This is a genomic window from Streptomyces sp. NPDC006655 (assembly GCF_040703965.1).
In the GTDB taxonomy this organism is placed as follows: domain Bacteria; phylum Actinomycetota; class Actinomycetes; order Streptomycetales; family Streptomycetaceae; genus Streptomyces.
Map to the genome: position 1 here is coordinate 98026 of NZ_JBEYJU010000016.1, position 26565 is coordinate 124590.

Sequence of the window (26565 nt, forward strand, 5' to 3'; positions counted from 1 at the left end):
GGACGTGATCAGGGTGTCGAGCTTGCCCGAGACGGGCGCCACCACCTTCAGCAATCCCGTGATCCCCGGCTTCCACCCCGACCCGAGCATCTGCCGGGTGGGCGAGGACTACTACCTCGCGTGCTCCAGCTTCGAGTACTTCCCCGGCGTCCCGGTCTTCCACAGCCGCGACCTGGTGCACTGGTCCCAGATCGGCAACGCGCTGGACCGGCCGGCCCAGCTCCGCCTGCCGCTCGACTCGCGCTCCTCGGGCGGCATCTACGCTCCCACGCTGCGCCACCACGACGGCCGGTTCTGGCTGATCGTCACGAATGTCAGCAGCGACGGCAACATGCTGTTCACGGCCACCGACCCGGCAGGCCCCTGGTCCGATCCGGTCCGGCTGCCCGCAGTCCCCGGCATCGACCCGGATCTCGCCTGGGACGAGGACGGCACCTGCTGGTGCACGGTCGCGGGCGTGGGCCAGGTCCGCCTCGATCCCCGCACCGGCGAGACCCTCGGCCCCGTCCGCAAGGTGTGGTCCGGGTCGCCCGGCGCCAAGGCCCCGGAGGCACCTCACCTGTACCGGATCGGTGACTACTGGTACCTGCTGATCGCGGAGGGGGGCACCGAGCGCGGCCACGGCGTCTCGATCGCCCGGAGCCGCACCCCCGACGGCCCTTTCGAGCCGTGCCCGGCCAACCCGGTCCTCACCCACCGCGGTATCGACCACCCCGTCCAGAACACCGGCCACGCGGACCTCGTGCAGGCACCCGACGGCTCCTGGTGGATGGTGCTGCTCGGGGTACGGCCGGGCGGCGGCACCCCCGGCTGGCACGTGCTCGGCAGAGAGACCTTCCTGGTGCCGGTCGACTGGGTCGACGGCTGGCCGGTCGTCGGCGAACTCTCCTTGCGGGCCCCCGCGCCACCGTGGCCTCTCCAGCCGGTCCCGGTCACCCCGGTCCGCGACGACTTCGACCTCAGCGTGCTAGCTCCGCACTGGGTCTCGCTGCGCCACCGTCCCCCGGAGGACTGCACCACGAAGGAACGGCCCGGCTGGCTCACCCTGCGCGCCCGCGGCGCGTCACTCGACGACACCGACGTGACCTTCCTCGGCCGGCGCCAGCAGCACCTGTCCTGCCGGGCCCGGATCCTGGTCGACGTCGGCGAGGGACGAGGCGGCCTGGCCGTCCGGCTCGACGAGCGGCACCACTACGACATCGAGGCCGCGTCCGAAGAGGTGCGGGTCCTCGCCCGGATCGGCTCGGTGAGCACGGTCGTGGCCTCCCGGCCGGTACCGCCCGGACCCCTCGTCCTCCGCGTCGAGACGGCCGCCGTCGACACCCTGACCGACGCACTCACCGGCCCCGACACCGTCACCCTCGGCATCGAGGAACCGGACGGCACCTTCGCCGGGCTCGCCGCGCTCGACGGCCGGTACCTGTCCACCGAGGTCGCCGGCGGCTTCACCGGACGGGTTCTCGGCATGTTCGCCTCGTCGGGCGCGGTGCACTTCGACTGGTTCGACTACGAGCCGATCGACCGCTGAACGCCGGTGACACCCGCGGTGCGCGACTCGGGGGAACCCGCGTCGCGCACCGCGCCTGGCGTCAGGCGGAACCCGTGCCGTTGCCGGGGTACCGGTGGTTCGGGCGGCAACTCCTCGACTGCGCCCGCCGATCCCGGGGCATCAAGAGCCTTGGGATTTCTGCTCGCGCGCATGCCCCGCCTCCGTGTCCGAGGCATTGACGACTGACACCACCGTGTCGGACGGCTTCACGATGTGCCCGCGCGTGCCGCTCGGCAGGGGAGCGGGGCGACGGCGCACCGAGGCCACCGGGGTGCCGCCGGCGGTAACGTCGACGAGTACCTGCGCGTCTTCGGCCGCCCCGAGCGACTCGCGGTCTGGCGCGAGAACCGCTCCTACGTCGCGCAGGTCAGCGCGGGAGCCGGCCGGAGGAGAGCAGCTCATGACCACGTTCCCCACCGCACAGGCCGTGCGGACCACCCCGGAAGGCCTCCTCTGGGAGCCCGGCGAGCGCTGGGTGCGCGGCCGCAAGGGCGAGGTGACGGTCGTCGACAGCCGGCACCCCGTCCTGGTCTGGGAGCCGGGTGTCCCCGTCCCGCTGTACGCCTTTCCGCGCACCGAGGTCCGCGAGGACCTGCTCCGCCCCGCGAAGAACCCCCCGACCGGTACGCACACCGGCTCACGGATCTTCTACGACCTCGACATCGACGGCGACCTGCTGGAGAACGCCGCCTGGACCTTCCCGGCCGCCGACCTCGCCGACCACATCGCCTTCGAATGGTTCCGGCGCACCGGCCGGGGCCTCGACCACTGGTACGAGGAGGAGGAAGAGATCTTCATCCACCCGCGCGACCCGCACAAACGCGTGGACGCCATCCCGAGCAGCCGCCACCTCGTGGTCCGGATCGACGGCACGGTCGTCGCGGACACCCACCGTCCGGTGCTGCTGTTCGAGACCGGCCTGCCCACGCGCTACTACATCCCCCGCGAGGACGTCCGCCTCGACCTGTTCGAACCCACCGACCACCGCACCGGCTGCCCCTACAAGGGCACGGCGGAGTACTGGTCCTGGCGCGGCGATTCCGACATCCCGGCGAACGTCGTCTGGAGCTACCCGGACCCGCTGCCCGCGGTCGGCCCGATCAAGGGACTCCTCGCCTTCTACAACGAGGCCGTCGACATCACCGTCGACGGCGAACCCCAGGAACGCCCCGTCACCCACTTCACCAGGACGCTCTCGCAGAGACCGCAGGCATGACACCGGCTCGGCAGCCGCGAAACCGGTCCCGCGAAGTCAGGACGTCGGCCTACTCGACGTCTCCGGTTCCAGCGAACCGTCCTCCACCAGGCATACCTGACGCCGTGCCGAGGCGGCGTCGATGTGCTCGCTGTCGGCAGGTCGCTCCGCAGTACCGGGCGGGCCGGCCGGTGGGCCGGAGCTCGAGCCAGGCGCCGCATTCCTCGCACTGTGACGCTGTGTGAAAAGCACCGGGGATGTCACGAAACCCCTGGCCTTGCGTGACGGACGAGGGCGCCCGCAGGCTCTCCAGTGCCAGCCGCACCATGCGGGCACCTCCGTCGCGGTCGCGGTGCGCGGCCCGCATCGTCGCGCACCCGACGGTCAGGGCTGCGACATCGTCCGCGTTCACGTCGGTGCGGACGCCGCCGCCGCGCTGGGCCGCGCGAAGCATGTGGTCAAGGGCCTGTCGGAAGCGTCGCGCCGACGCGGCCAGGCTCGGCCGTGGCCAGCTCGTCCGGGTGGTCAAGGCGTCGCATGTGTGCTTGCGCCCGTGGGACGTGTCGACGACCTCCAGGAGGAAGCCGAGGAGTGCCGAGGCGGGGTCGGTTCGCGCCGCCCACTGTCGAGCGGTCTCCACGAGGTCGTCCAGCTGCTGGACGAGTACGGCCTCCAGCAGGATCTCCTTGCTGGGGAAGTGCCGGTAGACGGTGCCGGCGCCGACCCCCGCCTGCCGCGCGATCGCGCCGAGCGAGACGTCCAGGCCGTGCTCGTCGAACGCCTGCGAGGCGGCGGCGAGCACCTTCCTGCGGTTACGGCGGGCATCGGCCCGGCTCGCGTCCCGGGGAGCTGCGGTCATGTCACGTAATCCCTTGTCCGTGCCACTCAACCGGGTGGAGCATTCCACATCGACCCCGGGTCCAACCCCACCTGTCCACCGACCGTCCCGGGGCGGAGGACGACATGACTCCCAATGAAGATGTCAAGCCGCCTCGGTCGCGGGTGGTGTGAGTTGGTAGCACCGTCCGTCACGCAGCAGGGCCCACAGGACGTTGACGCGTCGGCGGGCCAGGGCGAGTACGGCCTGGACGTGCCGTTTACCCTCAGAGCGTTTGCGATCGTAGAAGCGGCGGGACTCCTCGCAGCAGCGGATGCTGATCAGCGCGGAGGTATAGAAGACCCGTTGCAGTCCGCGGTGGTAGCGGGCGGGGCGGTGCAGGTTGCCGCTGATGCGTCCGGAATCGCGGGGAGCCGGGGCCAGGCCGGCGAAGCCCGCGAGGCGGTCAGGAGTACCGAAGCGAGCCATGTCCCCGCTCGTGGCGGCCAGGAACTCGGCGCCGAGCAAGGGGCCGATCCCGGGCAGGCTGACGATCACCTCGGCCTGGCCGTGGCTGCGAAACCGTCCCTCGATGAGTTTGTCGATCTCGTCGACCTTCTCGTGGCCGAGGTTCAGGACGTCAGCGATCAGGGCGAGCAGCTCGGGTTCGTCGTTGGCCACCCGGCGGGACAGCAGGTGTCTGCCGTCCGTATCGATCACCGCACAGTGGTGGTGCGTCTTGCCGATGTCCACCCCGGCCCATATGCAGCCCATCGTCCCTCCGGCGCTCGTGCCTGTCGTGTCCGCAGACGACCTCGCCGGCAGGTCCTTACACAGCGATCTGTTCGCAAATCCCAATCAGCGGCCGAGTCGTCGCGGGGCGTGAGACGGCCAGTCATAGGAAGCCACGGTCGGCAGACCACTGAAAGCCACACCTCACGCCCCTCGGATGCCCCAACCCTACGAATGGCTGGACCAAACCGATGACCAACGTAAGGACCACTGACCGCTTGGTCGTCGTGACCGGTGCGACCGGTCGGCAGGGCGGTGCCACCGCACACCGGCTCCTGGCGGCCGGAAGGCCGGTGCGCGCGCTGGTGCGGGACACGACCGCGCCCGCCGCCGCATCACTGGAAAACGCCGGAGCGGAGCTCGTGCGCGGCGACTTCGACGACCCGTCGAGTCTGCCCGCCGCGCTGGAGGGGGCAGCGGCACTGTTCGCCGTACCGCCCGTGGCGTTCGGGCCGACCGGCGCGGACGTGGAGCTGGAGTTCGCCCGGGGCCGGGCACTGATCGATGCCGCGGCCGCGGCGGGAGTCGAGCACGTCGTGTTCACCGGAGTCGCGTCCACGCCGGGCCGCCCGGGCGGCTCCGAGGGGAAGAAACGCATCGAGGACTACCTGCGTGAACGGATCCGGTCGGTGACCGCGCTGCGTCCGGTGCGGTTCATGTCGAACTATCTGGGTTCGACGCCCATCGGCCTCGACGGCATCGTCCATGGCGTGCACCGGCACATCTTCCCGCCGGACGAACCCGTCCAGATCATCGCGGTGGAGGACATCGCCGAGTTCGCCGCGCTGGTCTTCGACCGGCCGGACCGGTTCGCGGGACGGAGTCTGGAACTGGCCGGGGACGCCCCCACCCCGGTCGAGGCGGTCGCCGCGATCAGCGAGGCCACCGGGGTCACCGTGCGCTACGAGCAGCTCACCCACGCCGAGGCCACCGCACTCCACCCCGAGATCGCCCGGGTGCGGGGACGCTGGGCAGCCGGATCGCGCTGGCACGCCGACATCGAGGCGCTGCGGGTGATCCATCCCGGACTGCGGACCCTCGCGCACTGGCTCGCCGAATCCGGCGCCGACTCCCTGCGGAAGAGGCTCGTCGAAACCGCGTCTCCGGGACTGTGAAGCAATGACGTGACTGCGGCCCGCTGGTGGGGAGCCGTGTCAGCGGGAGCCGGTTCCGTGGACGCCGTACCGGTCGATCAGGCCGAGTTCCTCGTCCGTCAGCGGCGGGAACTCGAGCGCCTTGAGGTTGTGGTCCAGTTGCCACGTGGAGCTCGCGCCGATGAGTGCGCTGGTCACCTGGGGCTGTCGCAGGGCCCACTGCAGTGCCAGCTGCGCCAACGACTGGCCCCGCCGCCGGGCGATCTCGTCGAGTGCCGTGGCCCGCTCGCGGTAGGTGTCGTCGACGGCGTCGGGCGACAGGAAGGCGCTGTCGCGGGCGCGGGCGCCCGGGGGGATCGTGCCGTCGGGATACTTGTCGGTGAGCAGTCCCTGGGCGAGCGGACTGTAGACGACGAGGCCGAAGCCGTCCCGGGCGGCGAGATCGAACAGACCGTTGAGTTCCGGGGTGCGGTCGAAGATCGAGTAACGCGGCTGGTGGACCAGCAGCGGGACTCCGGCCCGGCGCAGCAACTCCGCGGCCTCGTGCGCCCGTTCAGGGGTGTAGTTGGAGATGCCCGCGTAGCGCGCCTTTCCTGACCGGACCGCCGTCACCAGGGCTCCGACGGTCTCCTCCAGCGGAGTGCAGAGGTCGGGGCTGTGGCTGTAGAAGATGTCGACGTAGTCGGTGCCGAGGTCGCGCAGGCTGTGATCCAGCGAGGCCAGCAGTGACTTGCGGGAACCACCCTTCAGGTAGGGACTCGGGCCGAGCGGGTTGCCGGCCTTGGTCGACAGCACGAGCTCGTCCCGGTAGGGCGCGAGGTCCCTGCGCAACACGGTGCCGAAGAACTCCTCGGCGGCGCGCGCGGGTGGACCGTAACGGTTGGCGTTGTCGAAGTGGGTGATGCCGAGGTCGAACGCGTGCAGCACGATGTCGCGCCGGGTCGTGTAGGGGCGGTCGGCGCCGAACTTCTGCCAGAGGCCGAACGAGAAGGCGGGGAGGACGAGGCCCGAGTCGCCGGCCCTGCGGTGTTCGCCGAGCTTTTCGTAGCGGTCGTCGGCCGCCCGGTGGGAAGGAGCGCCGAATGTCATGCGTGGAAGCTCCGTTCAGGTGGGGACAGGAGACAGGAGAAATACAACCAGGCCGGAAGCGGCAGTTGGCGGGTGGCTCCGCACCGGCGGTGCAGCGGATCGGGCACATTGACATTCCGATCCATCACTCGGAGACTCGATCCCATGCCCGAGGTCCTGCTGCTCACCAGCGAGCGATGTGTCGACCTCGTACGCGTGTCCAGCGCGCAGTGTTGATCCCCTGGCCCCTTTCGCCGTTCCACTGTCGCGTGCCGTCGCCACTTTGACCTGCGAGGACGGACGTCCGGCTGCCCCGGGCGTCCGTGTTCGACACCGATCCGCGCGCAGTGTCCGAGGCACCCTCCGACGGCCACCACCCCGCACAGCGATCGGAAGCATGATGAGCCCGGAATTCCTCTGGTACATCCCCAACACCGTCGAGCCGGGGCACCGCGGTGACGACACGACGACCGGCTGGGGCTCCGTCGAGTACTCCACCGACCTCGCCCGCACGGCCGAGGAACACGGCTGGGGCGGCGCGCTCCTGGGAACCGGATGGGGGCGCCCGGACACCTTCACCGTCGCCACCGCGCTGGCCGCCCGGACCACCACCTTCAAGCCCCTGATCGCGATCCGTCCCGGCTACTGGCAGCCGGCTCACTTCGCCAGTGCGGCGGCGACACTCGACCAGCTCAGCCGCGGCCGGGTCCTGGTCAACATCGTCAGCGGACTGGACAACCTGGCCGCGTACGGGGACACGCGCAGTGATCCCGCGCAACGGTACGACCGCACCAGGGAGTTCCTCCATCTCGTACGACGGCTGTGGACCGAGGAGGACGTGACGTTCGACGGCGAGCATTTCCAGGTCGGCCGGTCCACGGTGGCCCCACGTCCGTACCCGGCCGACGCGAGAGCGCATCCGACGCTCTATTTCGGCGGTGCTTCCGAGGCCGCCGAGCGGGTGTCGGCGGCGGAGGCGGACGTCCAGCTCTTCTGGGGCGAGCCGCTCGACGGACTTGCCGAACGGATCGACCGGCTCAAGGCGTTGAGCGAGCAGGTGGGCCGCCGGCACCGGCCGCTGGAGTTCGGGCTGCGGATCACCACGGTGGTGCGCGACACCACCGAGGAGGCGTGGCGCGCGGCCGAGCAGCGGGTCGCGAGGATGGCGGCGGAGGGCGGGAAGGAACTGACCTGGGCGGGGGACCGCAGGACCGCCGTCGGGCAGCGGCGGCTCTTCGACCTCGCCGCTCGGGGTGAGGTGCTCGACACCTGCCTGTACACCACCCCCGGAAAGTTCGGTGGCGGGGGAGCGGGGACCACCTGGCTGGTCGGCTCGGCCGCCGACGTCGCCACGGCGCTGGAGAACTACCGCAAGCTCGGCATCACCCACTTCGTCCTCTCCGACACCCCCTACAAGCAGGAGATCAGCCGTGTCGGAGACCAGGTGCTGCCCCTGCTGCGCTGACCGTCGTGCGAGCGATCCACCAGAAAAGCCGCCCCTCCCGGATGCCGGCGACATCGATGAGAACGGATGAACAGTGAGCGCAGAGCAGCCCAGAACACTGAAGACCGTGACCGGAGCCGGTGGCACGTCGGAGACGTACGACCTGGCGATCGACCCGACCCGATCCACCCTGGACACCGCCGTGCGGGTGGCGAGGCTCGCCGAAGCGGCGCGGTTCGACGCGCTGTTCACCGCCGACCTGCTCAGGTTCGACGCCCAGGGTGCGATCGGCTCACAGGAGCCGCTGGTCTTCGTCTCGGCGCTGAGCCAGGTGACCTCGCGGATCGGCCTGATCGCGACGGTGTCGAGCACCTTCCACCACCCGTTCAACCTGGCCCGGCTCTTCGGCACCCTCGATCACGTCAGCAACGGGCGGGCCGCCTGGAACCTGGTGACCTCCTCGATCGGTGAGGAGAACTTCGGCGCCGGCGAACTGCCCAGCCCGGAGGAGCGCTACGCGCGCGCCGCGGAGACGCTGGACGTGGTCAACGCGCTGTGGGACAGCTGGGAACCCGGCGCGCTGACGGCCGGTGCGGACGGGAGGGCGGTGCTGCACCGCGACCGGGTGCACCCGATCCACCACTCCGGCCGGTTCTTCACCGTCAGCGGTCCGCTGAACATCCCGCCACTGCCGCAGCGCCGCCCGGTGCAGATACAGGCCGGGCAGTCCGAGGCGGGGACGGCGCTGGGCGCCCGCTACGCGGAGATCGTGTTCACGTCGCTGCCCACCCTCGACCACGCCCTGGACTTCACCCGGAAGATCCGCGACCAGGCCCGGAGCCTGGGACGGGCCGACGGACTGCCGCTGATCTTCAGCTCGCTCCATGCCACGTACGGCGCCACCGAGGAGGAGGCGAAGCGGCTCGTACGAGAGAAGCGGGAGTCGATCGACTTCGACCGCGGCCGTGGCCGGCTGGCCGACATGCTCGGCGGTGGAGTCGACCTGTCGGAGCTTCCGCTCGACGCACCCCTGCCGGAGAGCCTGCTGCCCGACGTGGCGTCGGTGAACCGCCGCCGTGGCCGGGTCGACATCTTCACCGGCTACGCGCGGCAGGGCCACACGCTGCGGGAGCTCATCATCGCGGCACAGGACACCGGACACTGGGCGGCCGCGGGAACTCCAGAGCAACTCGCCGACGCCGTCGAGGAACGCTTCCGCGCAGGCGTCCTGGACGTGATCTCGCTGGGCGGTCTCGCGGACCCACGCCAGCACGACTTCGTCGTCAACGGTCTCCTGCACGAGCTGCGCAAACGGAAGATCGTAGCCGCCGACTACACCGGCACGACGCTCCGCGAGAACCTCGGACTCGAACTGCCGGCCCCCGACGCGGCACCCGCCCGGGTCTGAACCGAGCCGCGCCCGGGACCTACCGGTCCCGGGCGCGGATCACCGCTTCACCGAATCCCAACTACCGTTCACCACATCTTCGTTGACACCGACTGGACGACGTGCTTGCATCGCGTCATGTCTCCGCCGGAGCCTCTGACCCGTCGCCGCGCCGTGGACCTCGTCCGGGTCGCCGCCGCGCTGTGTCGGTTCCCCGGCTGATCGGTCTTCTCCCCGGGGTCTCTTCTTCGACGGCCGCGTCGCGCACGCGCTGTCGGTTTCCGTCTCCGCGGGCCTGCCGAGGACGCTCCTGGCGCGTCGGTGCCGCGCTCCGCGCGGGCGCCCGTCCCCATCCCTCACCCATGACGGGACAGCCATGTCTGCTGCCGGTTCCGCCGCCCACCACGAGATCGCCCACGACCGCCGCAGGCTGCGCCAGTGGCTCGCAGGGGAGGCCAGAGCGGACGGGGTCACGCGGCGCCGGCTGCTGACGCTGCTGGCCGCCACCGCCGCCGTCGGCGCACTCCCGGTGCCCGATCCCGCTCGCGCCGCCGACTCGCCGATCCTCAAACCGCTGCCGCCCGAGTGGTTCATCCAGCGCGGCACCAACGCCGAGACCCGCTGGGAGGCGCTGCCTGGCACCGGCCACCACACCCCCAACGCCCTGTTCTTCGTCCGCAACCACACCGCGACGCCCGTCCTGGACGCCGCCGACTGGCGGCTGAGACTGTGGGGTGACGGGCTGCGCGGCGCACCCGCCGAGGACAGGCCGGTGGAATTCGGGTACGACGATCTGCGCGCTCTGCCGACCGTCACCCGTACCGCCTTCGTCGAGTGCGCGGGAAACGGCCGCAGTCACTACTCGACACAACAGGGCGAGACGGTCACCGGCACCCCATGGACGCTGGGCGCGGTCGGCGTCGCGCGCTGGCGCGGGGTGCGCCTGGCCGACGTACTGCACAGGGTCGGGCTGTCCTCGTACGCCGTCGACGTGCAACCCCGTGGCCTCGACGCCGAGTACGTCAGCGGCGGCGAGAGCCTCGGCCGGGTGCGTCGCCCGCTGCCGCTGGCCAAGGCTCTGGACGACGTGCTGCTCGCGTACGAGATGAACGGCGAGCCGCTTCCTTACGACCACGGCCACCCGGTGCGGGTCCTCGTGCCCTCGTGGGTGGGGATCGCCTCGATCAAATGGGTCGGCGACATCGAGGTGTCGGCACAGCCGCTGTACTCGCCGTGGAACACCACCTTCTACCGGCTGTTCGGCCCCGCCTACCCGCAGGAGGGCAGTGCGCCGCTGACCCGGCAGACGATCAAGAGCGCCTTCGAGCTGGCGAGCGGCGCGACGTTCCGGGCGGGGGAGAGCCAGGTGCTGCACGGCCGGTCCTGGTCGGGTGAGGGCGCCGTCGCGCGGGTCGACGTCAGCACCGACGGCGGGACGCAGTGGCGGCGGGCCCGACTGCACGACCGGCCGCGTTCCGGCACCTGGACGCGCTGGTCCGTCCCCTGGACACCTGGTGCGCCCGGCCCGACACATGTGCTGGCACGCGCCACGGACACGGCGGGCCACACCCAGCCGGACAGCGCCGTGTTCAACACGCAGGGCTATCTGTTCGACGCGGTGGTGCCACCCGGTGACCGTGCTCTGACGCCGGCATGCTTTCCCCGAACGACGACGATCTTCTGGCGTCTGCCCCGTCAGTCGATCCCGGACCGTTCCACGCCCGCCGTGATCCACCGCTGGAAGCACAGGAACACGACCAGCAACGGCAGGATCGACACGGCCGCCGCGAGGAACAGCTCGTGGAGCCTGACGACCTGGGACGTGGTGAAGGAGGACAGGGCCACCTGCACCGTCCAGGCGTCGCGGTCCTGCCCGATCACCAGCGGCCACAGGAAGGAGTTCCAGGCGCCGATGAACACGATCGTCCCCACAGGGGCGAAGACGGGCCGTGCATTCGGTACGACGATCAGCCAGTACGTCCGCCAGTGGCCCAGCCCGTCGACCTGCGCCGCGTCCTGCAACTCCGTGGGGAAGCCCAGGAAGTACTGCCGGAAGACGAAGCAGGCGAAGGCCGAGAACAGCGTCGGGACGATCAGCCCCCGATACGTCGAGATCCAGCCCAGCGACGACACGAGGACGAAGCTCGGGACGAAGGTGACGGTGGCCGGGACCATCAGCGTGCCGAGGACGGCGTAGAAGACCTTGTTCGCGTGCCGGTAGGGGATGCGGGCGAGGCCGTACCCGGCGAGCGAGGCGAGCAGCAGGGTGCCGAGCGTCGTGGCGACGGCGATCAGCGCGGAGTTGAACAGCGAGCGGGCGAAGGGAACGGAGGTGTCGTCGAAGAGTTCCCGCACGTTCCCCCAGCGCACCCTGGAGGGGAAGAAGGTCCATTCGGGAGCCGTGATGTCCTGTTCGCTCGACAGCCCGTTGCGCACGAGGAGATAGAAGGGGATGAGGAAGAGCAGGGTCAGCGCGATCAGCAGGACGAGCCGCAGGGCGCGTCCGACCCGTACCACCGCGTCCTCCATCTCACTCCTCCCTCCTGCCCAGACCGAACCAGCGTGCCTGGCCCACCGTCACCACCACGATGATCAGCGAGAGGATCACCGCGCCCGCGCTGCCGAGCCCGAGGTTCTGCCCCTGGCCGAGGGCGACGTAGTAGAGGTAGACGAGCGGCGGACGGGCGTAGGGCGGGTAACCGCGGGCGTCCGAGAGGAGGTTGTAGAACTCGTCGAAGGCCTGGAAGGCGTTGATGACGAGGAGCAGGACGACCGCGACCGACGTGGCACGCAGCTGGGGCAGGGTGATGTTCCGCAGCACCTGCCAGCCGGGCCGGGCGCCGTCGACCGCGGCGGCCTCGTACAGCCCGGGGTCGATCCGCTGCAGCCCGGCCAGGAAGAGGATCATGTAGAAGCCCGCCTGGAGCCAGAGCCGTACCGACACGATCACCAGCCAGTACCAGGGCGGATCGGTGGTGGACAACCAGGCGACCGGATCACCGCCGAACCAGCCGAGCACGGTGTTGGCGAGCCCGAACCGCACTCCGTTGAAGACGGACATCTTCCAGACGAGGGCGGCGACGACGTAACTGCACGCCGCCGGAAGGAAGAACACCGACCGGAAGAACGCCCGCGCCCTGCGTACCCGGTTGACCATCAGGGCGAGGGCCAGTGAGCACACGTACGTCGTGGGCACGATGAACGCCGTGAAGACCAGGAAGGTGCGCAGGCTCTCGACGAAGGCGTCGTCCGACAGCAAGGCCGTGTAGTTGCCGAGGCCGACGAAATCGGTGGGCGTCACGGTGTTGTGGGCGTCGAAGAAGCTGAGGGCGACGCTCCACAGCAGCGGGACGTACGTGAACAGACCCAGCCCGAGGGCGAACGGGCCGACGAAGATCCAGAACCAGAGCGTGCGGTTGCGCCCTCTGCGTCGGGCCGTGACGACTTCCGCCGTCACGACTTCTTCCTCACCCGGTCCAGTTCGGCCGCCACCTTCCGGACGGCCGCCCGCAGCTCGGTCTCCGGGTTCGCCCCACTCCTGATGATCCGGCTCAGCGCGTCCTGATAGGCGGTCTGACCGGCCGGGGTCCACAACAGGGGCTGCGCGTAGCCGTGTTCGGTGGTGAGGCGAACGGCCTCGGCTGCCGCGCCCGTCTTCAGCTTGTCGGCCTCCTTGGCGAGGGAGAGACGGGCGGGGATGTGGAAGCCGTAGGAGAGCGCGAAGTCCTCCTGGTAGTCGGTGCGTTCGACCCACAGCCACTTCACGAAGGCCTTGGCCGCGGCCCGGTGGTTGCTGCGGGCGCTGACGGCGGCCCCGTACGCGCCGACGGGGACGGAGGGTGCGCCCGATCCGTCCTTGGGGAACGGCAGCACCCCGAAGTCGTCGCCGAGTTCCTTGTGCACCTGGGGCAGCAGTCAGCGGGCGATGGAGATCGCGAAGGGTGTGAATCCGGCGGACCGGATGACGTGCGGTACGAACAGGATCGCGGCCTCTGTGGCGCGGGCGGTCCGGATCCCGCCGAGGTCGGTGATCCATTCCCCTTGCCAGCCGAGGTCGGTGAGCAGGTCGCGGACGGTCTGCTTGGCCTGCGGGTCCTCGCCGGAGAGGAACGCGGTCGGAGTCCGGGCGAGCGTGGCCGGCGAGGTCATCACCGGGAAGAGCATGGTGTTGAGCGTCTTGACGACGCGCGTTTCGGGGAGCGCTTCCTGGAGTTGTTCGGCGAGGCTCGAGCCGGGGTAGATCAGATCGGCGGGCAGCCCGTCCGGTCCGTCGGTGGTCGCGTTGGAGACGTCGACGAGGATCTTGTCCCGGAGTTCTTCGCGTAGCGCGGCCAGCCGGTCCAGCGACCCGGCACCCGGGGTGGCGTTGACGACGATCCGGGCAGTCCGGGCGGCGTCCGCGGCGACGCCCGGCGTGCGGTCCGCCACGGTCACTTCGTGTCCTGCCCGGGCGAGGGCTGCGGCCAGGTTGCCGCCGACGCGGCCGTTTCCGAGAACTGCGATCGTGGTCATGATGATCTGGTCCTTCCGTGCGTGCGGGCTGTGGTGCGCGGTCAGCGCGAGAGCGTGGATACGGCCCCGGCGTGGACGCCGGGCGCGGCAGCCAGGAAGCTCTGGCTCCCTGGGGTCCAGGGGCGGCCCTCGGCGTCGGAGATCCGTCCGCCGGCCTCGGTGACGAGCAGCGCTCCGGGGAGCAGGTCCGCGCGGGCACCGGCGAACTGCCAGAAGGCGTCGATCCGGCCGGCGGCCACGTTCAGCAGGTGCAGGGTCGCGGGCACGGCGGTGCGGACGACGAGCGCGTCGAAGAGCATCGCGGTGATCGAGGAGCCGACGCGCCGCACGACCTCTTCGTCCTCGTCCGGCCGGGCCTGGCTGGTGGCCACGATGCCGAGGCCGAGGTCCGCGGTCCGGGAGACGTGCAGCGGCCGGCCGTCGAGGTGGGCGCCCGCGCCGGCCTGCGCGGTGTAGGTCTCGCCGGTCAGCGGCAGGTGGACCGCGGTGAGCACCGGCTGGTTCTCACGCACGAGGGTGGCGGTCACCGCCCACTCCGGCAGGGCGTGCAGGTGGTTGACGTTGCCCTCGGCCGGATCCACGACCCACCATTCACCGGACGGCAGCGCCCCGCCGTCCAGTTCGTCCGCCACCCAGCGGGCGCCCGGGCGCAGGCGCGTGAGGCGGGGGCGCAGGATGTCGAGGGCCGTGTCGTCGTTGGCGGCGAGCGCGCGCATGAGCTCTTCGCGGGTCCGGTACCGGACCACCTCGCCGAAGCGGTCGCGCAGGGCCGCACCCGCCTCACGCACGGCGATCGCGGTCTGGACGAGCAGGTCGGCGTCGGAGGCGGCGACGTCGATGGTCTGAAGCGTTTCGGACATGGTGGTGCTCCCGTCTGAGGAGGGGTTCTGAGGCCGGTCGAGGGCCGAACCGCGCGTTGCTTCCTGCGCGTTCACCTCACGGTATGCAGTCACTCGATTAACTTCAAATGCATGTCAGGCACGGTTAGGATTACTCAAATGCAATTGGATTTGAATCTGCTCGCCGCGCTCGACGCGCTGCTGGAGGAGGGCAGTGTGGCCGGAGCGGCGGCACGCCTGCATGTCACCGCCCCCGCGATGAGCCGGAGTCTGGGCCGGATTCGGCGCACGACCGGGGATCAGATCCTGGTGCGCACCGGCCGCACGATGACCCCGACGCCGTATGCGATCGCCGTCCGGCAACAGGTGCATGAGCTGCTGCACCAGGTCCAGGGGGTGCTGGCACCGAGCCGAGAACTCGATCTGGCAACGTTGGAGCGCACTTTCACACTTCGCTGGCACGATTCCCTGGTCGCCCTGAGCGGCCCCGCACTGCTCGCGGCCGTACGCGGACAGGCGCCGGGCGTGCGCTTGCGCTTCGTCGCGGAATCGAGCATCGACACCCCCGAGCTGCGGCGCGGCGAGGTCGACCTGGAGGCGAACGCCAACCGCCCGAGCGCACCGGACATCCGAGCCGAGAACGTGGGCGAGACCCGCCTCGTCATCGTCGCGAGGCAGGGGCACCCCCTCACCCGGGTCAGGACCGTCACCCCACAGCAGTACGCCGCCGCTGAGCACGTCACCGTCTCGCGACGCGGAAACCTGAGCAACGCCATCGACGACGCCCTCGCGCGGCTCGGCCTCACCCGCCGCGTGGTGGCGACCGCGCCCACGGAAGCGGCCGCGCTGCAGTTCGCGCGCGGCTCCGACATCCTGATCAGCGCCCCCGAGGCCACCACGAGGTCGGCGGTCGCCGACCTCGGCCTGGTCGTGCTCCCCCTCCCGCTCGAACTGCCGTCGGCACCGGTCTACCTGTCGTGGCATCAGCGCTACGACACCGACCAAGCCCACGCCTGGCTGCGAGGGCTGGCGCGCACCGCGCTGACCCCGCCCGGAGCGTCGTAATCGGCGCCCGTGGCGCGCGAAGCGAGAGCGGAGCCCTTCCCGGAGGCGTGAGTACCTGTCAGTGAAGTCGGCGTTGGGGCACCTTCGGTCCGATCAAAGCCGACTACGCTGACGGAACCTGCACTTCGAGGTGCGGTGGAACGAGTGGTGTGGCAAAACCTTGCTCGGCCTGTTCGATCTTCCTGCTCGGTACGCCCGTCGGTGCGGCGACGGTCAGCTCGGTCGGTGGGGGAGCAGGGTGGCCCGTAGCTCGTTCTCGGTGATCTGCTCGGCGGGGCGGTGGAGCGTCCAGCAGTGGGCCTCACCGTCCATGGGCAGCACCGCGACGACGGTCTCCAACGACCGACGGCCGACTTCGCCACTGGTGAGTTGGCGGATGATGACGGCGGTGTCGTCGTCCAGGCCGAGCAGGGCGTGAACGGCATTCTTCAGTTCGCGCAGGTACGGGCTCGGCCAGGCGCTTCCTGGGCGCGGTTCCAGGTACATGGGGGTACTCCGGTGTGTTCGAGCGTTGCGACTTGCCCGCCTCCCGACGCCGTCGGTGTGCGCGGGCGGGGTGTGCTGTAGCAGCGGCATGCTGGAGGTGGCGGTGCCGGTCGGCGGGACGCAGCCGGGTGCGCCCCGTCGGCCTGTCTGTTCGGGTACGGCAGCCACACTGTGTGGCTTTGCCGGGCCCGCCCGCCGCACCCCGAGCCAGGACGCAGGTGTTACGGGCGGCGGCTTCGTGATGGTGGTTCAGTTGGGTGGTGGGCGGGTGGTGGCCCAGTCGGGTGTGCTGACGGGCGCTCGGGCGACGCGGGGCTGTCTGGTCATGGCCACCTGCCAGATGGCGAGGAGCAGCAGCGTGCCGGTTTCGGCGAGGAGGCTGAGGGCGGCTTGGGGCTCGGGCCGCAGACCGTGCTCGGTGAATCCGAACACTCCTACGGTGCGCGAAGCGGCGAAGCCGCCGAGAGCCCCGAGCGCGACGCCTGCCGCGGCGGCCCTCAGCAGCAGGGGCGGGGTTCCGATCAGCAGCAGGGCGGCGAGGGAGAAGGAAGCGCAGGCCTGGAGCAGGAACAGGGGGCCGATGACACGGATGAAGCGGTACCCGTCGAGGTAGAGCTGGGCGTGGATGTATCCGCTGACAGCGAGGGTCGCGGCGGTCATCGACCGCAGGGTGGGGGCGAGGAATCTTCGGGTGTTCATGCCAGCCTCTGCTCCTTGACGGCCAGTTCGCGGTCGCCCTGGCGGTAGCCGACGCTGCGGATGCCGAGGGCTTCTTTGAGCTGCCGGGCGGGAACGACCTGCGGGGTGGGGGCGGGAGCGCGGCCCGGTTTGGGCAGGGGGTAGGCGGTGGTGGTGGCGGAGTGGAAGGTGATGTTGCCCTCGGTCTTGGTGAACAACTGGTGGACGTGCCCGTTGAGACAGGTGACGGAGGAGAAGCGGCGCAGCAGCGCGATGACCTTGAGGGCGTCGTCGGTGCTCCAGCCCCACTTCGGGTACATGGCGAACAGCGGAATGTGGCTGAAGACCACGATGGGGGTGTCCGACGACAGTCCGGCGGTGTCCTTGCGAACGAAGTCGATCTGGTCGGTGCCAAGGTGACCGAGCTTCTCCAGGCTCAGGGTGTTGACCAGGGCGATGAAGTGCACGCCGTGGGTGTCGAAGCTGTACCAGCCATCGCCGAGCGTGCCCATGCCGAAGGTGCGCCGGTAGGCGCGGCCCACATCGCCGATGGAATCGTGCTCGCCCGGCACGGTGAAGACGCGGTCGGTCTTCAGGCCGGTCATCATCTGTTTGACCTGGTCGAACTGCCCGGCCGTGGACAGGTGGGTCAGATCGCCGCTGTGCATGACGAAGTCAGGTCTGAAGCCGAGCGAGTTGACCTGCTTGATCGCTTCGGCGAAGGAGCCGGCCACATTCGTGTTCGCCGGGCCCTGGAACCCGATATGGCTGTCGGAGACCTGTACGAACCGCAGCGTGCCGCTCTCCGTTGCGGCGGCGCCTGCCGCGGCCCCGACGCTGGTGCCTCGGGGACCGGCGATGTGGCTGATCACCTCTCCGCCGGCCACGGTCAGTACCACCGCGCCGCCGAACCACCCTGCGTGCCGCATGAGTTGACGTCGAGTCATGCCGTGTTCGGTATCGGGCCGACCGGCGTCGTCTGCCAGTGCTCCGTCGTGACTGCCGTAGTAGTCGGTCATCGGGTCACCTCCACGGTGGCGGTCATGAACGGATGGATGGTGCAGAGGTAGGCGTAGGTGCCGGGCTTGGTGAACGTGTAGCTGTAGGTGGCGAGGGTGGCCAGGGCGGCCGAATGCAACGGGCCGCCCGATCCGGCGCTGGTGACGGTGTGGGCGTCGGCGTCTTGATTGGTCCACGTCACCTTCGTGCCCGCCTTGACCTTCAGCTTGGCCGGGGAGAATGCGAAGTTGTTGATCGCCACCGCGTTCCCGGTCACCGGCGCAGCCGCCGCGCCGGTGCTCGAGGGACTCATGGGCATGCTCATGCTGGGCATCGGCGAGGCGCCGGGAGTGGAGCCTTTTCCCGACCCCGTGGCGCCGGGCATCCCCGCCGTCTGATGCTGACCCGGACCGGGTGTGATGGCGCCGGCTCCACTGGCCGAGGAGTGCGACGACTGGCCGCATGAGCTGAGGAGCCCCACCGAGCCGGCAGTGGCGATGACGGCGACGGCCAGCCCGGCCGCGGCGCGTGATCGCCGGCCTGGTATGTGAAAGTTCAGGTCCATGGTGTCCGTTCCTCACTGATCAGGCGGAGCCGGGGACTGCGCCTGATCGGCGCACGTGACCGCAGGAATATGTGGCGGATGCCGTGTTCATGGGCGTGTGTCCCTCGCGGACCCGGTGAGCGAACAGGGGTGCCGCCCCGGGTCGGCGGCTCGCCGCGACGTGCCGCACGCTGCACACCCGCCCTTGCGCGCCACGAAGATGCGGGCGGCGTCCGGCAGTTCCCCCTATGAGGAGCCGTGGGTGACTCTGGACAGGTCGGCGGTGCCCGTACGGATGGTGCGCATGCCGGGCCGGGCGGAGTTCTGTCCCGGTGGCGCCTACTGGGCTGCACGGGGGAGGGGTGGGCTTGGCCGGCGCCAGGACCGCGTCCGTCGCGTGGTGCATCTCGGTCACCTCTGATCCTTCTTTTGCCGCATGGGGAATCCATGAGGAAGTGCGCGTGAGCCGGCTCTTGTCCGGCTCCACGGACGGCGGGGGTCCCATGGTTCGGTAGATATGCACTTTTTATGAGACTTCTTGGCGTGCTCGTGGATCAGCCGGCCTTCCGGGCGCCGCGCACGCTCGACCCCCTTGGTGCGGCAAGGTCCGGCAGGCGCATATCGCCCGTGGCGTGCGCGGAGCGTCATCTTTCCCGTGCTGTGCGTTACAGGACAAAGTGGTATATGTGCGCGATGATCGGCCTATGCACTGGAGTTCCCGAAAGCGTGGTCCAAAGACCGATCCGGATCGCTCCGCGCGCCGTGTCTCTGGTAAAGGGACGCTTTCGACCGCAGATGAGGAACTGCTGCGCACTCTGTACGCGGAGCATGCAGGAGCCCTGTTCCGCTACGTACTGCGACTGACGTCAGGAGATTGGCAATGGGCGGAGGATGTGGTGCAGGAGACGTTGCTGCGAGCGTGGCAGCATCCCGACGCGTTCGACCCCGCCCGCGGCCCGGCCAGGGCGTGGCTGTGCACGGTCGCCCGGCATGTGGTCATCGACGCCCACCGGGCCCGGCAGGCCAGGCCGGCCGAGGCCGGCGGCGAGGCCCTTCAGCGGGCCGACGAGCAGACGCCGGGCGAGGACCAGATCGAGCAGGCACTGCAGAGCTGGGCGGTTGCCGACGCCGTCCGGTCGCTGTCCCCGGACCACCGCGCCGTCCTGCTGGAGACCTACTACCGGGGCCGCACCATGGCGGAGGCCGCACAGTCGCTGGGCATCCCGCTGGGCACCGTGAAGTCGCGGACGTACTACGCCCTGCACGCCCTGCGGCTGGCGCTGCAGGAACGGGGCATCGAGCCATGACCGCGGTGGGCCGGAGGTGGTGGCGACCGTGAGTGCGGAGCACGACGCCTTCCGGCTGGCGCTGGGGGGATACGTCCTGGGCACGCTGCCCTCGGCAGAAATGGAAGGGGTGCGCCTCCACCTCGCGGAATGCGCCGAGTGCCGGGCCGAACACACCCGGCTGGCGGGATTGCCAGCGCTGCTGGCGACGGTGACCGAAGCCGAAGTCTCGGGCCAGACGGTGCCGTCGGCCGACGCGGACCTGGCCGACCGGCTGGTGGCACGGGCAGCCGAAAGCGCGCAGGGCTCCCTGCCCGAACGGCCCGCCGAGCCAGCGGTGTCGAAGGCGCCGGCAAAGGGGGTGCTGGAGAGGCTGCTCCAGCAGGCCGCGGCCCGGCGCCGCAGGACCTGGCGTCTGCAACTGGCCGGCGCGGCCGCCTCGCTGACGTTCCTCGCGGCAGCGGTCGGCGGCACATGGCTGGCGGCCGTCGGAACCGTGGGAAGCCAGGCGTCGCCGCCCGGGCCGACCGCGCCGACTGCCTATCGCACCTTCTCCGGAAGCGATCCCGCCACCGGTGTCTCCGCCTCGGTGAAGGTCACGCCCTCTGCCTGGGGCAGTGTCCTGCAGGTCTCCGCCAAGGGGGCACCCGCCGGAATCACCTGCCGCCTGCAGGCGGTCGGACCCGGCGGAGCCAGAGCGGACGGCGCCAGCTGGCGGGCGGGCGAGTACCTGCGCGGCACCACGATCCCAGGGGCGGTTGCCATGTCCCCGGGAGACATCAACCACTTCGAGATCCTCGCGGGCAACGGCCAGAAGCTGGTCACCATCCAGGCGTGAGGCGAGGCCAGGGACGTCATGTCACCGGGCGGCCCGGCTGCCCGGTGACATGACGGCAGCTGTCGGACGTGAGCGCACGGCGGCACACGTGATCACCGTCGTCGACCGATGCCACCACGCCGCCCGGTTCCGGCACCGGCGCCTCTGTGGCCGACGGGCTGAGCGGCGCCACGCGCGCTGAGACCGTTCGTGGTCAAAGCGGCTGCCACCGGCCGGAGAAGATCACCTGCGCGGCCGGGTTGATCGACGTAAGGCCGTCCGGGGCCGATGGCGTGCACCTCAACCTCCGCCAGGAGGTTGAGGTCAAAGCCGGGATACGGGGGCCTTCTCGCGGCGCGCCGACGCTTTACGGGAGCTGGTGCCACTCACCCCGGCTCCGGCGAACCGGCCGCGTCCTCAGCCGACTTGACGGGTGTGTGCGCCGGCGGGGCGTGCACTCCCTCTCCGGGTGGCCAGTGGCACCGCCCTGGGCCTCGGCAGGCACCGGGCCGAGTGCGGCGTCGACCCCTGACAGAGGCGAATGAGCTCAGCCTGGCCGTCGGCATGGACCTTACCCGCAAGAAGTCGGGCTAAAGGTGTGAACCGCTCGAACCGATCGGCATGTGTCTTCCGTGGAACTGAATGAGCGCGCCGCTTCAGGATCCGAGCCTACCGACAGCCTCGAAGTTGTTGCAGGTCATCCCCGTTCCGCTCTCCGCACATCCACAGAAGAGCCAGAAGCCCATGTTTGTGACCGATTCCCCCAGCCCGAGTTCACTGCTCGGCCGGCCCTGCCGCCACGAGGCGCTACTCACCCTGCCTGCGCAGGAGGCACATGTCTCCGCCGCTCGTCACTTCGCGGCCGATCTGCTGGAGACCTGGAGCGTGCCCGTAAGCGAGCGGGAGTCCGCCGTTCTCATCGTCGACGAACTCGCTGCCAACGCTGCCCAGTACGGCCGCGAGCGCATGACCCTGCTGCTTGTCCTCGACGACGGCACTCTGCACATCGTGGTCACCGACTCCGGCATGGAAGTGGACCGCCACCGTGCCGGCATCGCCCCCGACGAACATGGCCGCGGCACCGGCATCGTCCAGTACCTCGCCCAGTCGACCGAAATCCACCAGACGCGCGGCGGCCGCGAAGTCCGCGCCTGCCTGAGGTGCTCGCCATGACCAGGCCGGGCGTTCCGCACCACCTGCGGTCTCCTGCCAGGGTCGATGCCGCAGCACGGCGACGGGTCCCAGGGGCGGCTGCGGTGCCGGGGCACCCGACGGCCCCGCCGCGTGGCCCCTCGCGGCCCACAAGCCGTGCCCCGTCGACGACTGCCCCGGACCGGCCCAGATGCCCAGGCGGCCCCCGGCACATCCGTCGGCCCTTGATCACGGCGACCACGACCACGACACGGTGCTGTGTCAACGCTGCGGCGCCGGCCGCACCGGCGGAGGTGTGAGCATGGACGTCCCCCCGAACAGCGGCGAAGGCATCGGCGCCTCGCCCTCCCCGCACGAGGCGTACGCGAATGCGCCGGACCTGCGCCGCGAGATGCACCGAATACTCGCCCTCGGGGCCGAACGCGACGGCCGCCGGCCAGGGCCGGTCACCGGCCACCTGGTCGATGCGACCGCAGCCGAACGCGCCTGGCTGCTACGACGGGCCGCCCTCATGGACCGGATGGCCCTCGATGACCCCGGCCCCGGCCCGGTCGCAGCCGCCGCAGAAACCGCCGAGCAACTCGTCCTGTACGACCGTCGCCATCCCGACCTGGTGGTCGGCCCGCACCACCCCGACGCGATCACGCTCGCCCCCAGCCACCGCCTCTACGTCCGCCAGGAGTACGCCGCCTGGACGGCCGCCGGGCGTCCCAGAACCTGAATCGACCCGATCCGACCAGGAGAAGGACTCATGAGCCGCAAGGACATCGACACCCGGCACGCCCCCGCGGCAGCCGTCCCACTCCACTCGCCGCACCCCACATGCCGGTGAGCCCGGTCCTGCGCGTGCGCGGCGCGTGACAGCGAACGGTCTGAGGACCCTCGTGGGCCCTCGGGCCGGGCAGGGCGGATCAGCTCGCGGTGAGCGGTGCCGACCTGGGCCGACTGCCTCCCGGACGCGCTACCGGCCGCAATCGGCGCCGTGACGAGTTCGCGCCCCACGGGGTGACGGAAACGATCAAGTCCTGACGCAGAGCCGGTGTTCCCGGTCTGCCGCACGAGATGAGGACGTGGCGTGCCCCAGTCGGTCCGCAACAAGCAGCAGGATCCCGGGGGACGCATGCCGCTCGCGGAGCACCTTCGTGAACTCCGCAACCGGCTCGCCAAGGCCGTCCTTGCCGTCCTGGTCGTCACGATCGCCGCGGCCTTCACCTACAAAGGTCTCATCAATTTCTTCACCAGGCCGGTGCTGGACTCGGTCGGCTGCCCGACGTCCTTCGCCGATCTGGCCAAGCAGACCACGGACACCACCTGCGCGCGGGTCACGATCAACGGTCTGCTCGCGCCTTTCACTCTGGCGCTGAAGGTGTCCCTGATGGCCGGCGTCGTGCTGGCCTCGCCGGTATGGCTGTACCAGCTGTGGGCGTTCGTCGCCCCCGGCCTGCACAAGCACGAGCGGAGATACGCCTACGCGTTCGTCGGCGCGGGCGTCCCGCTGTTCTTCGGCGGCGCCGTCTTCGCCTACAAGGTGCTGCCCACGACCGCGAAGGCGTTGATCGACTTCACCCCGGACGGGGTGGACAACCTGCTGCCGCTGGACGATCTGCTCGACCTCGTCACCCGCATGGTGGTCGTCTTTGGTCTCTCCTTCGAGATGCCGCTGCTGTTGCTCATGCTGAACCTCACCGGAGTGCTGTCCGGCCGGCGGATGCTCGGCCGGTGGCGCGGCACCGTCGTGGGGATCACGGTCTTTTCGGCTGTGGCGACGCCGAGCACGGACCCGTTGACCATGCTGGCGCTGGCCGCGCCGATCTGGGGGCTCTATTTCGCCGCAGTCGTCTTTTCGCTTCTCCATGACCGGCGCAAGGCCCGAAGAGAGGCAGAGGGACCCGGCGACGACGAGGCATCCGATCTCGACCTCACGCCGCAGGACATCGGTGAAGTGGAAGCTGTGTCCGTCGGCCAGGCCCTGCGCGTGCAGTCGGGAGCTTACGACGACCGCGCCGACGGGCAGGACGACGTGACCTGATGAGGGGTCGTCAGCAGGGCACAGAGCGCAAAGGCCCCGCCGAAGCGCAACACCGACTCCGGGCGGCCCGCGACTGCGCGGCGGAGCGTACCGGGGGTGTCGGGCGAACGAGGATGCGTGTCAGCCTCTCCAGGGCGGGGGTGGCCTGCGCCCTCACGATGACGTCGCCCGCACGGGCACCCTCGATCGGGTTCCCCGCGCGAGCAACGCCCGCGGGGTGGCGGACGCCCTCGCACTCGGCCCGGCCGTCTCGGCGGCGAGAAGGCGTACTCCTCCCGTCACAACCGCCGCCATCTGCGCCGACGCCAGATCACCAAGCAACCGTCCCCGAACCGAAGAACCAGCGGGCCAACCGCCAAGCCCGCGGCAGCAAGGGCGGCCGACCTGTCGGCTTCGACAAGACGATCTACAAGCGAAGGAACAAGGTCGAGCGGACGATCAACGCGCTGAAGAGTTCCTGGGCCGTGGCGACGAGATTCGATACTGACTTCGGCTCGTCAGGGTGATTCCTCTCGAAGTGCTGCTGCGGAGCTCGTTCCCGCCAGCCGGTATGCCCGTCAGAGCTGCGATGCTCCACCGTCGACCACGAGTTCGGCGCCGGTGGTGAAGGTCGCGTCGAAGGCGAGGAAGAGCACCGCTCTGGCCACCTCGTTCGGCTCGCCGAAGCGTTGCATCGGATTGCCCGCGATCATCCACGCCTTGGTCTGCTCGACGGCCTCCGGGGAGGGCAGCGACCTCTCCAGGATGCCGGTCTCGATCGGTCCGGGGCTGACCGCGTTGACGCGCAGGCCGCGCGGCAGCAGTTCACGGCCGAGGCTGCGGGTCATCGAGCGCAGCGCCGCCTTGGTCGCCGCGTACGCACTGCTGCCCGCCAGTCCCTTCACGTTCGCGACCGAGGTGGTGAGCACGATGCCGCCGCCCTCGCGGAGCAGCGGGGCCAGCTTGAGCACCGTGAAGTACGGGCCCTTGGCGTTGATCGTGAACAGCTGGTCGTAGATCTCCGCGGTCATCGACTCGAAGGGCACGAAACTGGCCACCCCGGCGTTCACGAACAACGCGTCGATGCTGCCGAACTCCGCCTTCACTCGGTCGGCCAGCACGTCGATGTCGGCGAGGTCTCCGGTGTCACTGCGCAGGACCACCGCGTTCTCCTCGCCCAGCCGCGCGCGGGCCTCGTCGAGCGTGGTCTGGGTCCGCCCGGTGATCAGTACCCGCGCGCCTCCGTCCACCAGGTGCTGCGCCGTCGTGAACCCGAAGCCGCTGCTGCCGCCGATGATCACGACGCTCTTGCCGTCGTACCTGCCCATGTCGAACACCTTCGCTCGTCGCGCTGTTTCGCCTGCCCTTCAAGTCAATGCCGGCGCGAAAGCGCCGTCCAAGACCTGTTCTGCACGGCGTCATGCACCGGATGCATGGCGGCGCGTACGCTGGGAGGATGAGCGACACCCCTGCGGCGACCGAAGGGCCGGACCACGACACGGACCTCGATCTGCGGCTCGTGCGGTACTTCACGGTCGTGGCCGAGTGCCTGAACTTCGGCCGCGCCGCGGATCGGCTGCACGTCGCCCAGCCCTCGCTGAGCCGACAGATGCAGCGACTCGAGGGGCACCTGGGCGTGCGCCTGCTCGACCGCACATCGCAGGGCACTGGCCTGACCCAGGCGGGTGAGGTCTTCCTGGAGCAGGCCCGCACGCTGCTGAGCACGAGTCGGCGGGCGATGAGCGTCACGCGCGCGGCCGCGCCGGCCGGTGCCCTCACCGTCGGATACGTCGAGGACCTGGCCGTCAGCGGAGCCGTGCGCGCACTGCGGGCCGCCCATCCCGACGCGCGGATCCGCACCCGGCACCTGGCGTGGAACGAGACCCGGGCCTTCACGGAGCGCCGGATCGACGCGCTCGTCACCCGGAAACCGTTCACCCTGCCCGCCGACCGGCTGCGCGTCACCGTCCTCTACGAGGAGCCGCGCGTGCTGGTGGTCCCGGCCACCCACCGCCTGGTCGGCAAGGAGCACGTCAGCCTGGACGACGTCGCCGACGAGGAGTTCATCCCGTGCACGCAGAGCGCCGCGCTGTGGACCGCACCGCGGCCGCCCGAGCCGCGTTTCGGCGATGCAGGCGACGGCGCCGGACCCGATCCCGCGGTGCCGCCCGGCCCCAGCGGCGAGGACAGCTTCGACGACAAGCTCGACCTGATCGCCGGCGGTTACTCGCTCGGCATCTTGCCCGCCGGCGATCGACGCAGCACCCTGCGTCCCGACGTGGCCGTCATCCCGCTCGAGGGGATGCAGCCGTGCCAGGTCGTCCTCGTCTCGCACGCCGACGACCGCAATCCGCTACTCGCGGCTTTCCGCGCCTATTGGCGCCCCGGTCCGAGTCGCCTCGCCGGCCGGTGAGCACGCGCCGGGCCTGACCACCGCCGTCCCGCCACAGCTGGTGCCACTGGTAGGCCGACTTCCGGCTCACCCGCAGGCGCTGTGCGACCTCCGACGGCTTGATCTTCTGCTCGAACAACTCCGCCGCCTGCATTCGCACAGACTCCCGGCGCCGGCGCCCCTCAGCGGTCAACCCGCCCCCATCGCCATATCTCACACACCACGGGATACGGCCCCCACACCGGCCCCATCAGGGACTTCGCGAAAGTTCACCCGAAGTCAGTAAGCGCGGTTACATCTTCCACAGCACCGTCACCGTCGCCTCGATCCGGCTCCGTCCGTGATCTCCGTCGGCCCTAGGGTGCGTTTCAGAAGTGGATCTTGATGTGTCAAGATCCACTTCGTGGGGAGGCACGATCTGACGAATGCGCAGTGGGCGAA

The 26565-nt window shown here is 70.2% G+C and carries 25 protein-coding genes and 4 pseudogenes; 15 read left to right on the forward strand and 14 right to left on the reverse strand.

The genetic code is table 11. From position 1 onward, the window contains the following. Positions 1-13 precede the first annotated feature (13 nt). Entirely contained in the window at positions 14-1528 is a 1515-nt protein-coding gene (locus AB0958_RS12575) for a glycoside hydrolase family 43 protein (protein WP_366890364.1), read from the forward strand. Between the two features lie 421 nt (positions 1529-1949). Then, on the forward strand, positions 1950-2765 hold the full coding sequence (locus tag AB0958_RS12580; protein ID WP_366890365.1) for a DUF427 domain-containing protein: 816 nt from the start codon (positions 1950-1952) through the stop codon (positions 2763-2765). 49 nt (positions 2766-2814) lie between these two features. Here the strand turns inward: AB0958_RS12580 and AB0958_RS12585 are convergent, their stop codons facing one another. Both AB0958_RS12585 and AB0958_RS12590 read right to left on the reverse strand, forming a co-directional pair. After that, positions 2815-3603 carry a TetR/AcrR family transcriptional regulator gene (locus tag AB0958_RS12585; RefSeq protein WP_366890366.1) on the reverse strand — a complete coding sequence of 263 codons (789 nt, stop codon included), beginning with the start codon at positions 3601-3603 and terminating at the stop codon, positions 2815-2817. A 123-nt stretch (positions 3604-3726) separates the two neighbouring features. After that, positions 3727-4335, reverse strand: a complete 609-nt coding sequence (locus tag AB0958_RS12590; protein WP_366890367.1) for a transposase — start codon at positions 4333-4335, stop codon at positions 3727-3729. A 209-nt stretch (positions 4336-4544) separates the two neighbouring features. Between AB0958_RS12590 and AB0958_RS12595 the strand changes: the two genes are divergently transcribed. Further along, complete coding sequence (locus tag AB0958_RS12595) at positions 4545-5468, forward strand: NmrA/HSCARG family protein (protein WP_366890368.1); 924 nt, start codon at positions 4545-4547, stop codon at positions 5466-5468. A 39-nt stretch (positions 5469-5507) separates the two neighbouring features. On the opposite strand, the gene AB0958_RS12600 is transcribed toward AB0958_RS12595, so the two are convergent. Next, entirely contained in the window at positions 5508-6536 is a 1029-nt protein-coding gene (locus AB0958_RS12600; RefSeq protein WP_366890369.1) for an aldo/keto reductase, read from the reverse strand. 376 nt (positions 6537-6912) lie between these two features. Here AB0958_RS12600 and AB0958_RS12605 point away from each other — a divergent pair, with 376 nt between their 5' ends. The 4 genes and pseudogenes from AB0958_RS12605 (at position 6913) to AB0958_RS12620 (ending at position 10992) form a co-directional block, all read left to right on the forward strand. Beyond that, positions 6913-7980 carry an LLM class flavin-dependent oxidoreductase gene (locus AB0958_RS12605; protein ID WP_366890370.1) on the forward strand — a complete coding sequence of 356 codons (1068 nt, stop codon included), beginning with the start codon at positions 6913-6915 and terminating at the stop codon, positions 7978-7980. Positions 7981-8086: 106 nt separating this feature from the next. Next, positions 8087-9367 carry an NtaA/DmoA family FMN-dependent monooxygenase gene (locus tag AB0958_RS12610; RefSeq protein ID WP_366890371.1) on the forward strand — a complete coding sequence of 427 codons (1281 nt, stop codon included), beginning with the start codon at positions 8087-8089 and terminating at the stop codon, positions 9365-9367. 117 nt (positions 9368-9484) lie between these two features. Beyond that, positions 9485-9568 (forward strand): putative leader peptide, encoded by an 84-nt coding sequence (locus AB0958_RS12615; RefSeq protein ID WP_366890392.1) that lies wholly within the window; start codon positions 9485-9487, stop codon positions 9566-9568. Between the two features lie 154 nt (positions 9569-9722). After that, positions 9723-10992 (forward strand): annotated as a pseudogene (locus AB0958_RS12620) (sulfite oxidase). Positions 10993-11041: 49 nt separating this feature from the next. Here AB0958_RS12620 and AB0958_RS12625 read toward each other — a convergent pair. From AB0958_RS12625 to AB0958_RS12645, 5 genes and pseudogenes are all read right to left on the reverse strand, one after another. After that, positions 11042-11875: a carbohydrate ABC transporter permease gene (locus tag AB0958_RS12625; protein WP_366890372.1), complete on the reverse strand. Its 834-nt coding sequence runs from the start codon at positions 11873-11875 to the stop codon at positions 11042-11044. 1 nt (position 11876) lies between these two features. Beyond that, on the reverse strand, positions 11877-12803 hold the full coding sequence (locus AB0958_RS12630) for a sugar ABC transporter permease (protein WP_366890373.1): 927 nt from the start codon (positions 12801-12803) through the stop codon (positions 11877-11879). After that, positions 12800-13258, reverse strand: a pseudogene (locus AB0958_RS12635) (extracellular solute-binding protein); the annotation flags it as partial. The gene AB0958_RS12630 and the pseudogene AB0958_RS12635, both read right to left, overlap by 4 nt. A 3-nt stretch (positions 13259-13261) precedes the next feature. Continuing rightward, positions 13262-13858 (reverse strand): NAD(P)-binding domain-containing protein, encoded by a 597-nt coding sequence (locus AB0958_RS12640; RefSeq protein WP_366890374.1) that lies wholly within the window; start codon positions 13856-13858, stop codon positions 13262-13264. A gap of 41 nt (positions 13859-13899) precedes the next feature. Continuing rightward, complete coding sequence (locus tag AB0958_RS12645) at positions 13900-14718, reverse strand: 3'(2'),5'-bisphosphate nucleotidase CysQ (RefSeq protein WP_366890375.1); 819 nt, start codon at positions 14716-14718, stop codon at positions 13900-13902. Between the two features lie 138 nt (positions 14719-14856). On the opposite strand from AB0958_RS12645, the gene AB0958_RS12650 reads away from it, so the two are divergent. Beyond that, complete coding sequence (locus AB0958_RS12650; RefSeq protein ID WP_366890376.1) at positions 14857-15762, forward strand: LysR family transcriptional regulator; 906 nt, start codon at positions 14857-14859, stop codon at positions 15760-15762. Positions 15763-15975: 213 nt separating this feature from the next. On the opposite strand, the gene AB0958_RS12655 is transcribed toward AB0958_RS12650, so the two are convergent. The 4 genes from AB0958_RS12655 to AB0958_RS12670 form a co-directional block, all read right to left on the reverse strand. Beyond that, positions 15976-16248 carry a hypothetical protein gene (locus AB0958_RS12655; protein WP_366890377.1) on the reverse strand — a complete coding sequence of 91 codons (273 nt, stop codon included), beginning with the start codon at positions 16246-16248 and terminating at the stop codon, positions 15976-15978. Positions 16249-16497: 249 nt separating this feature from the next. Further along, positions 16498-16947: a hypothetical protein gene (locus AB0958_RS12660; protein WP_366890378.1), complete on the reverse strand. Its 450-nt coding sequence runs from the start codon at positions 16945-16947 to the stop codon at positions 16498-16500. Beyond that, on the reverse strand, positions 16944-17873 hold the full coding sequence (locus AB0958_RS12665; protein ID WP_366890379.1) for a metallophosphoesterase: 930 nt from the start codon (positions 17871-17873) through the stop codon (positions 16944-16946). The genes AB0958_RS12660 and AB0958_RS12665 overlap by 4 nt, the downstream gene beginning before the upstream one ends. 68 nt (positions 17874-17941) lie before the next feature. Continuing rightward, positions 17942-18238 (reverse strand): plastocyanin/azurin family copper-binding protein, encoded by a 297-nt coding sequence (locus tag AB0958_RS12670; RefSeq protein WP_366890380.1) that lies wholly within the window; start codon positions 18236-18238, stop codon positions 17942-17944. Between the two features lie 935 nt (positions 18239-19173). Between AB0958_RS12670 and AB0958_RS12675 the strand changes: the two genes are divergently transcribed. The 6 genes and pseudogenes from AB0958_RS12675 to AB0958_RS12700 all read left to right on the forward strand — a co-directional run. Beyond that, positions 19174-19776 carry a sigma-70 family RNA polymerase sigma factor gene (locus AB0958_RS12675; RefSeq protein WP_366890381.1) on the forward strand — a complete coding sequence of 201 codons (603 nt, stop codon included), beginning with the start codon at positions 19174-19176 and terminating at the stop codon, positions 19774-19776. A 28-nt stretch (positions 19777-19804) separates the two neighbouring features. Next, positions 19805-20593: a zf-HC2 domain-containing protein gene (locus AB0958_RS12680; RefSeq protein WP_366890382.1), complete on the forward strand. Its 789-nt coding sequence runs from the start codon at positions 19805-19807 to the stop codon at positions 20591-20593. Positions 20594-21214: 621 nt separating this feature from the next. Further along, entirely contained in the window at positions 21215-21745 is a 531-nt protein-coding gene (locus AB0958_RS12685) for an ATP-binding protein (protein ID WP_366890383.1), read from the forward strand. A gap of 280 nt (positions 21746-22025) precedes the next feature. Next, positions 22026-22445, forward strand: a complete 420-nt coding sequence (locus AB0958_RS12690) for a hypothetical protein (RefSeq protein WP_366890384.1) — start codon at positions 22026-22028, stop codon at positions 22443-22445. Positions 22446-22799: 354 nt separating this feature from the next. Then, positions 22800-23753 (forward strand): twin-arginine translocase subunit TatC, encoded by a 954-nt coding sequence (tatC, locus tag AB0958_RS12695; RefSeq protein ID WP_366890385.1) that lies wholly within the window; start codon positions 22800-22802, stop codon positions 23751-23753. A 207-nt stretch (positions 23754-23960) separates the two neighbouring features. Further along, positions 23961-24259 (forward strand): annotated as a pseudogene (locus tag AB0958_RS12700) (transposase); the annotation flags it as partial. 51 nt (positions 24260-24310) lie between these two features. On the opposite strand, the gene AB0958_RS12705 reads toward AB0958_RS12700, so the two are convergent. Beyond that, positions 24311-25060, reverse strand: a complete 750-nt coding sequence (locus AB0958_RS12705) for an SDR family oxidoreductase (protein WP_366890386.1) — start codon at positions 25058-25060, stop codon at positions 24311-24313. A gap of 128 nt (positions 25061-25188) precedes the next feature. Here AB0958_RS12705 and AB0958_RS12710 point away from each other — a divergent pair, with 128 nt between their 5' ends. After that, entirely contained in the window at positions 25189-26145 is a 957-nt protein-coding gene (locus tag AB0958_RS12710) for a LysR family transcriptional regulator (RefSeq protein WP_366890387.1), read from the forward strand. Positions 26146-26155: 10 nt separating this feature from the next. Here AB0958_RS12710 and AB0958_RS12715 read toward each other — a convergent pair. Further along, positions 26156-26284: pseudogene (locus AB0958_RS12715) on the reverse strand (helix-turn-helix domain-containing protein); the annotation flags it as partial. Positions 26285-26565: the final 281 nt, after the last annotated feature.

What these genes read in the sequence shown, in the direction of transcription:
- AB0958_RS12580 (WP_366890365.1), top strand. Translation starts at nt 1,950, where the DNA reads ATGACCACGTTCCCCACCGCACAGGCCGTGCGGACCACCCCGGAAGGC.
- AB0958_RS12585 (WP_366890366.1), bottom strand. Translation starts at nt 3,603, where the DNA reads ATGACCGCAGCTCCCCGGGACGCGAGCCGGGCCGATGCCCGCCGTAAC.
- AB0958_RS12590 (WP_366890367.1), bottom strand. Translation starts at nt 4,335, where the DNA reads ATGGGCTGCATATGGGCCGGGGTGGACATCGGCAAGACGCACCACCAC.
- AB0958_RS12595 (WP_366890368.1), top strand. Translation starts at nt 4,545, where the DNA reads ATGACCAACGTAAGGACCACTGACCGCTTGGTCGTCGTGACCGGTGCG.
- AB0958_RS12600 (WP_366890369.1), bottom strand. Translation starts at nt 6,536, where the DNA reads ATGACATTCGGCGCTCCTTCCCACCGGGCGGCCGACGACCGCTACGAA.
- AB0958_RS12605 (WP_366890370.1), top strand. Translation starts at nt 6,913, where the DNA reads ATGATGAGCCCGGAATTCCTCTGGTACATCCCCAACACCGTCGAGCCG.
- AB0958_RS12615 (WP_366890392.1), top strand. Translation starts at nt 9,485, where the DNA reads ATGTCTCCGCCGGAGCCTCTGACCCGTCGCCGCGCCGTGGACCTCGTC.
- AB0958_RS12625 (WP_366890372.1), bottom strand. Translation starts at nt 11,875, where the DNA reads ATGGAGGACGCGGTGGTACGGGTCGGACGCGCCCTGCGGCTCGTCCTG.
- AB0958_RS12640 (WP_366890374.1), bottom strand. Translation starts at nt 13,858, where the DNA reads ATGACCACGATCGCAGTTCTCGGAAACGGCCGCGTCGGCGGCAACCTG.
- AB0958_RS12645 (WP_366890375.1), bottom strand. Translation starts at nt 14,718, where the DNA reads ATGTCCGAAACGCTTCAGACCATCGACGTCGCCGCCTCCGACGCCGAC.
- AB0958_RS12650 (WP_366890376.1), top strand. Translation starts at nt 14,857, where the DNA reads ATGCAATTGGATTTGAATCTGCTCGCCGCGCTCGACGCGCTGCTGGAG.
- AB0958_RS12655 (WP_366890377.1), bottom strand. Translation starts at nt 16,248, where the DNA reads ATGTACCTGGAACCGCGCCCAGGAAGCGCCTGGCCGAGCCCGTACCTG.
- AB0958_RS12660 (WP_366890378.1), bottom strand. Translation starts at nt 16,947, where the DNA reads ATGAACACCCGAAGATTCCTCGCCCCCACCCTGCGGTCGATGACCGCC.
- AB0958_RS12665 (WP_366890379.1), bottom strand. Translation starts at nt 17,873, where the DNA reads ATGACTCGACGTCAACTCATGCGGCACGCAGGGTGGTTCGGCGGCGCG.
- AB0958_RS12670 (WP_366890380.1), bottom strand. Translation starts at nt 18,238, where the DNA reads ATGAGTCCCTCGAGCACCGGCGCGGCGGCTGCGCCGGTGACCGGGAAC.
- AB0958_RS12675 (WP_366890381.1), top strand. Translation starts at nt 19,174, where the DNA reads ATGCACTGGAGTTCCCGAAAGCGTGGTCCAAAGACCGATCCGGATCGC.
- AB0958_RS12685 (WP_366890383.1), top strand. Translation starts at nt 21,215, where the DNA reads ATGAGCGCGCCGCTTCAGGATCCGAGCCTACCGACAGCCTCGAAGTTG.
- AB0958_RS12690 (WP_366890384.1), top strand. Translation starts at nt 22,026, where the DNA reads ATGGACGTCCCCCCGAACAGCGGCGAAGGCATCGGCGCCTCGCCCTCC.
- AB0958_RS12705 (WP_366890386.1), bottom strand. Translation starts at nt 25,060, where the DNA reads ATGGGCAGGTACGACGGCAAGAGCGTCGTGATCATCGGCGGCAGCAGC.
- AB0958_RS12710 (WP_366890387.1), top strand. Translation starts at nt 25,189, where the DNA reads ATGAGCGACACCCCTGCGGCGACCGAAGGGCCGGACCACGACACGGAC.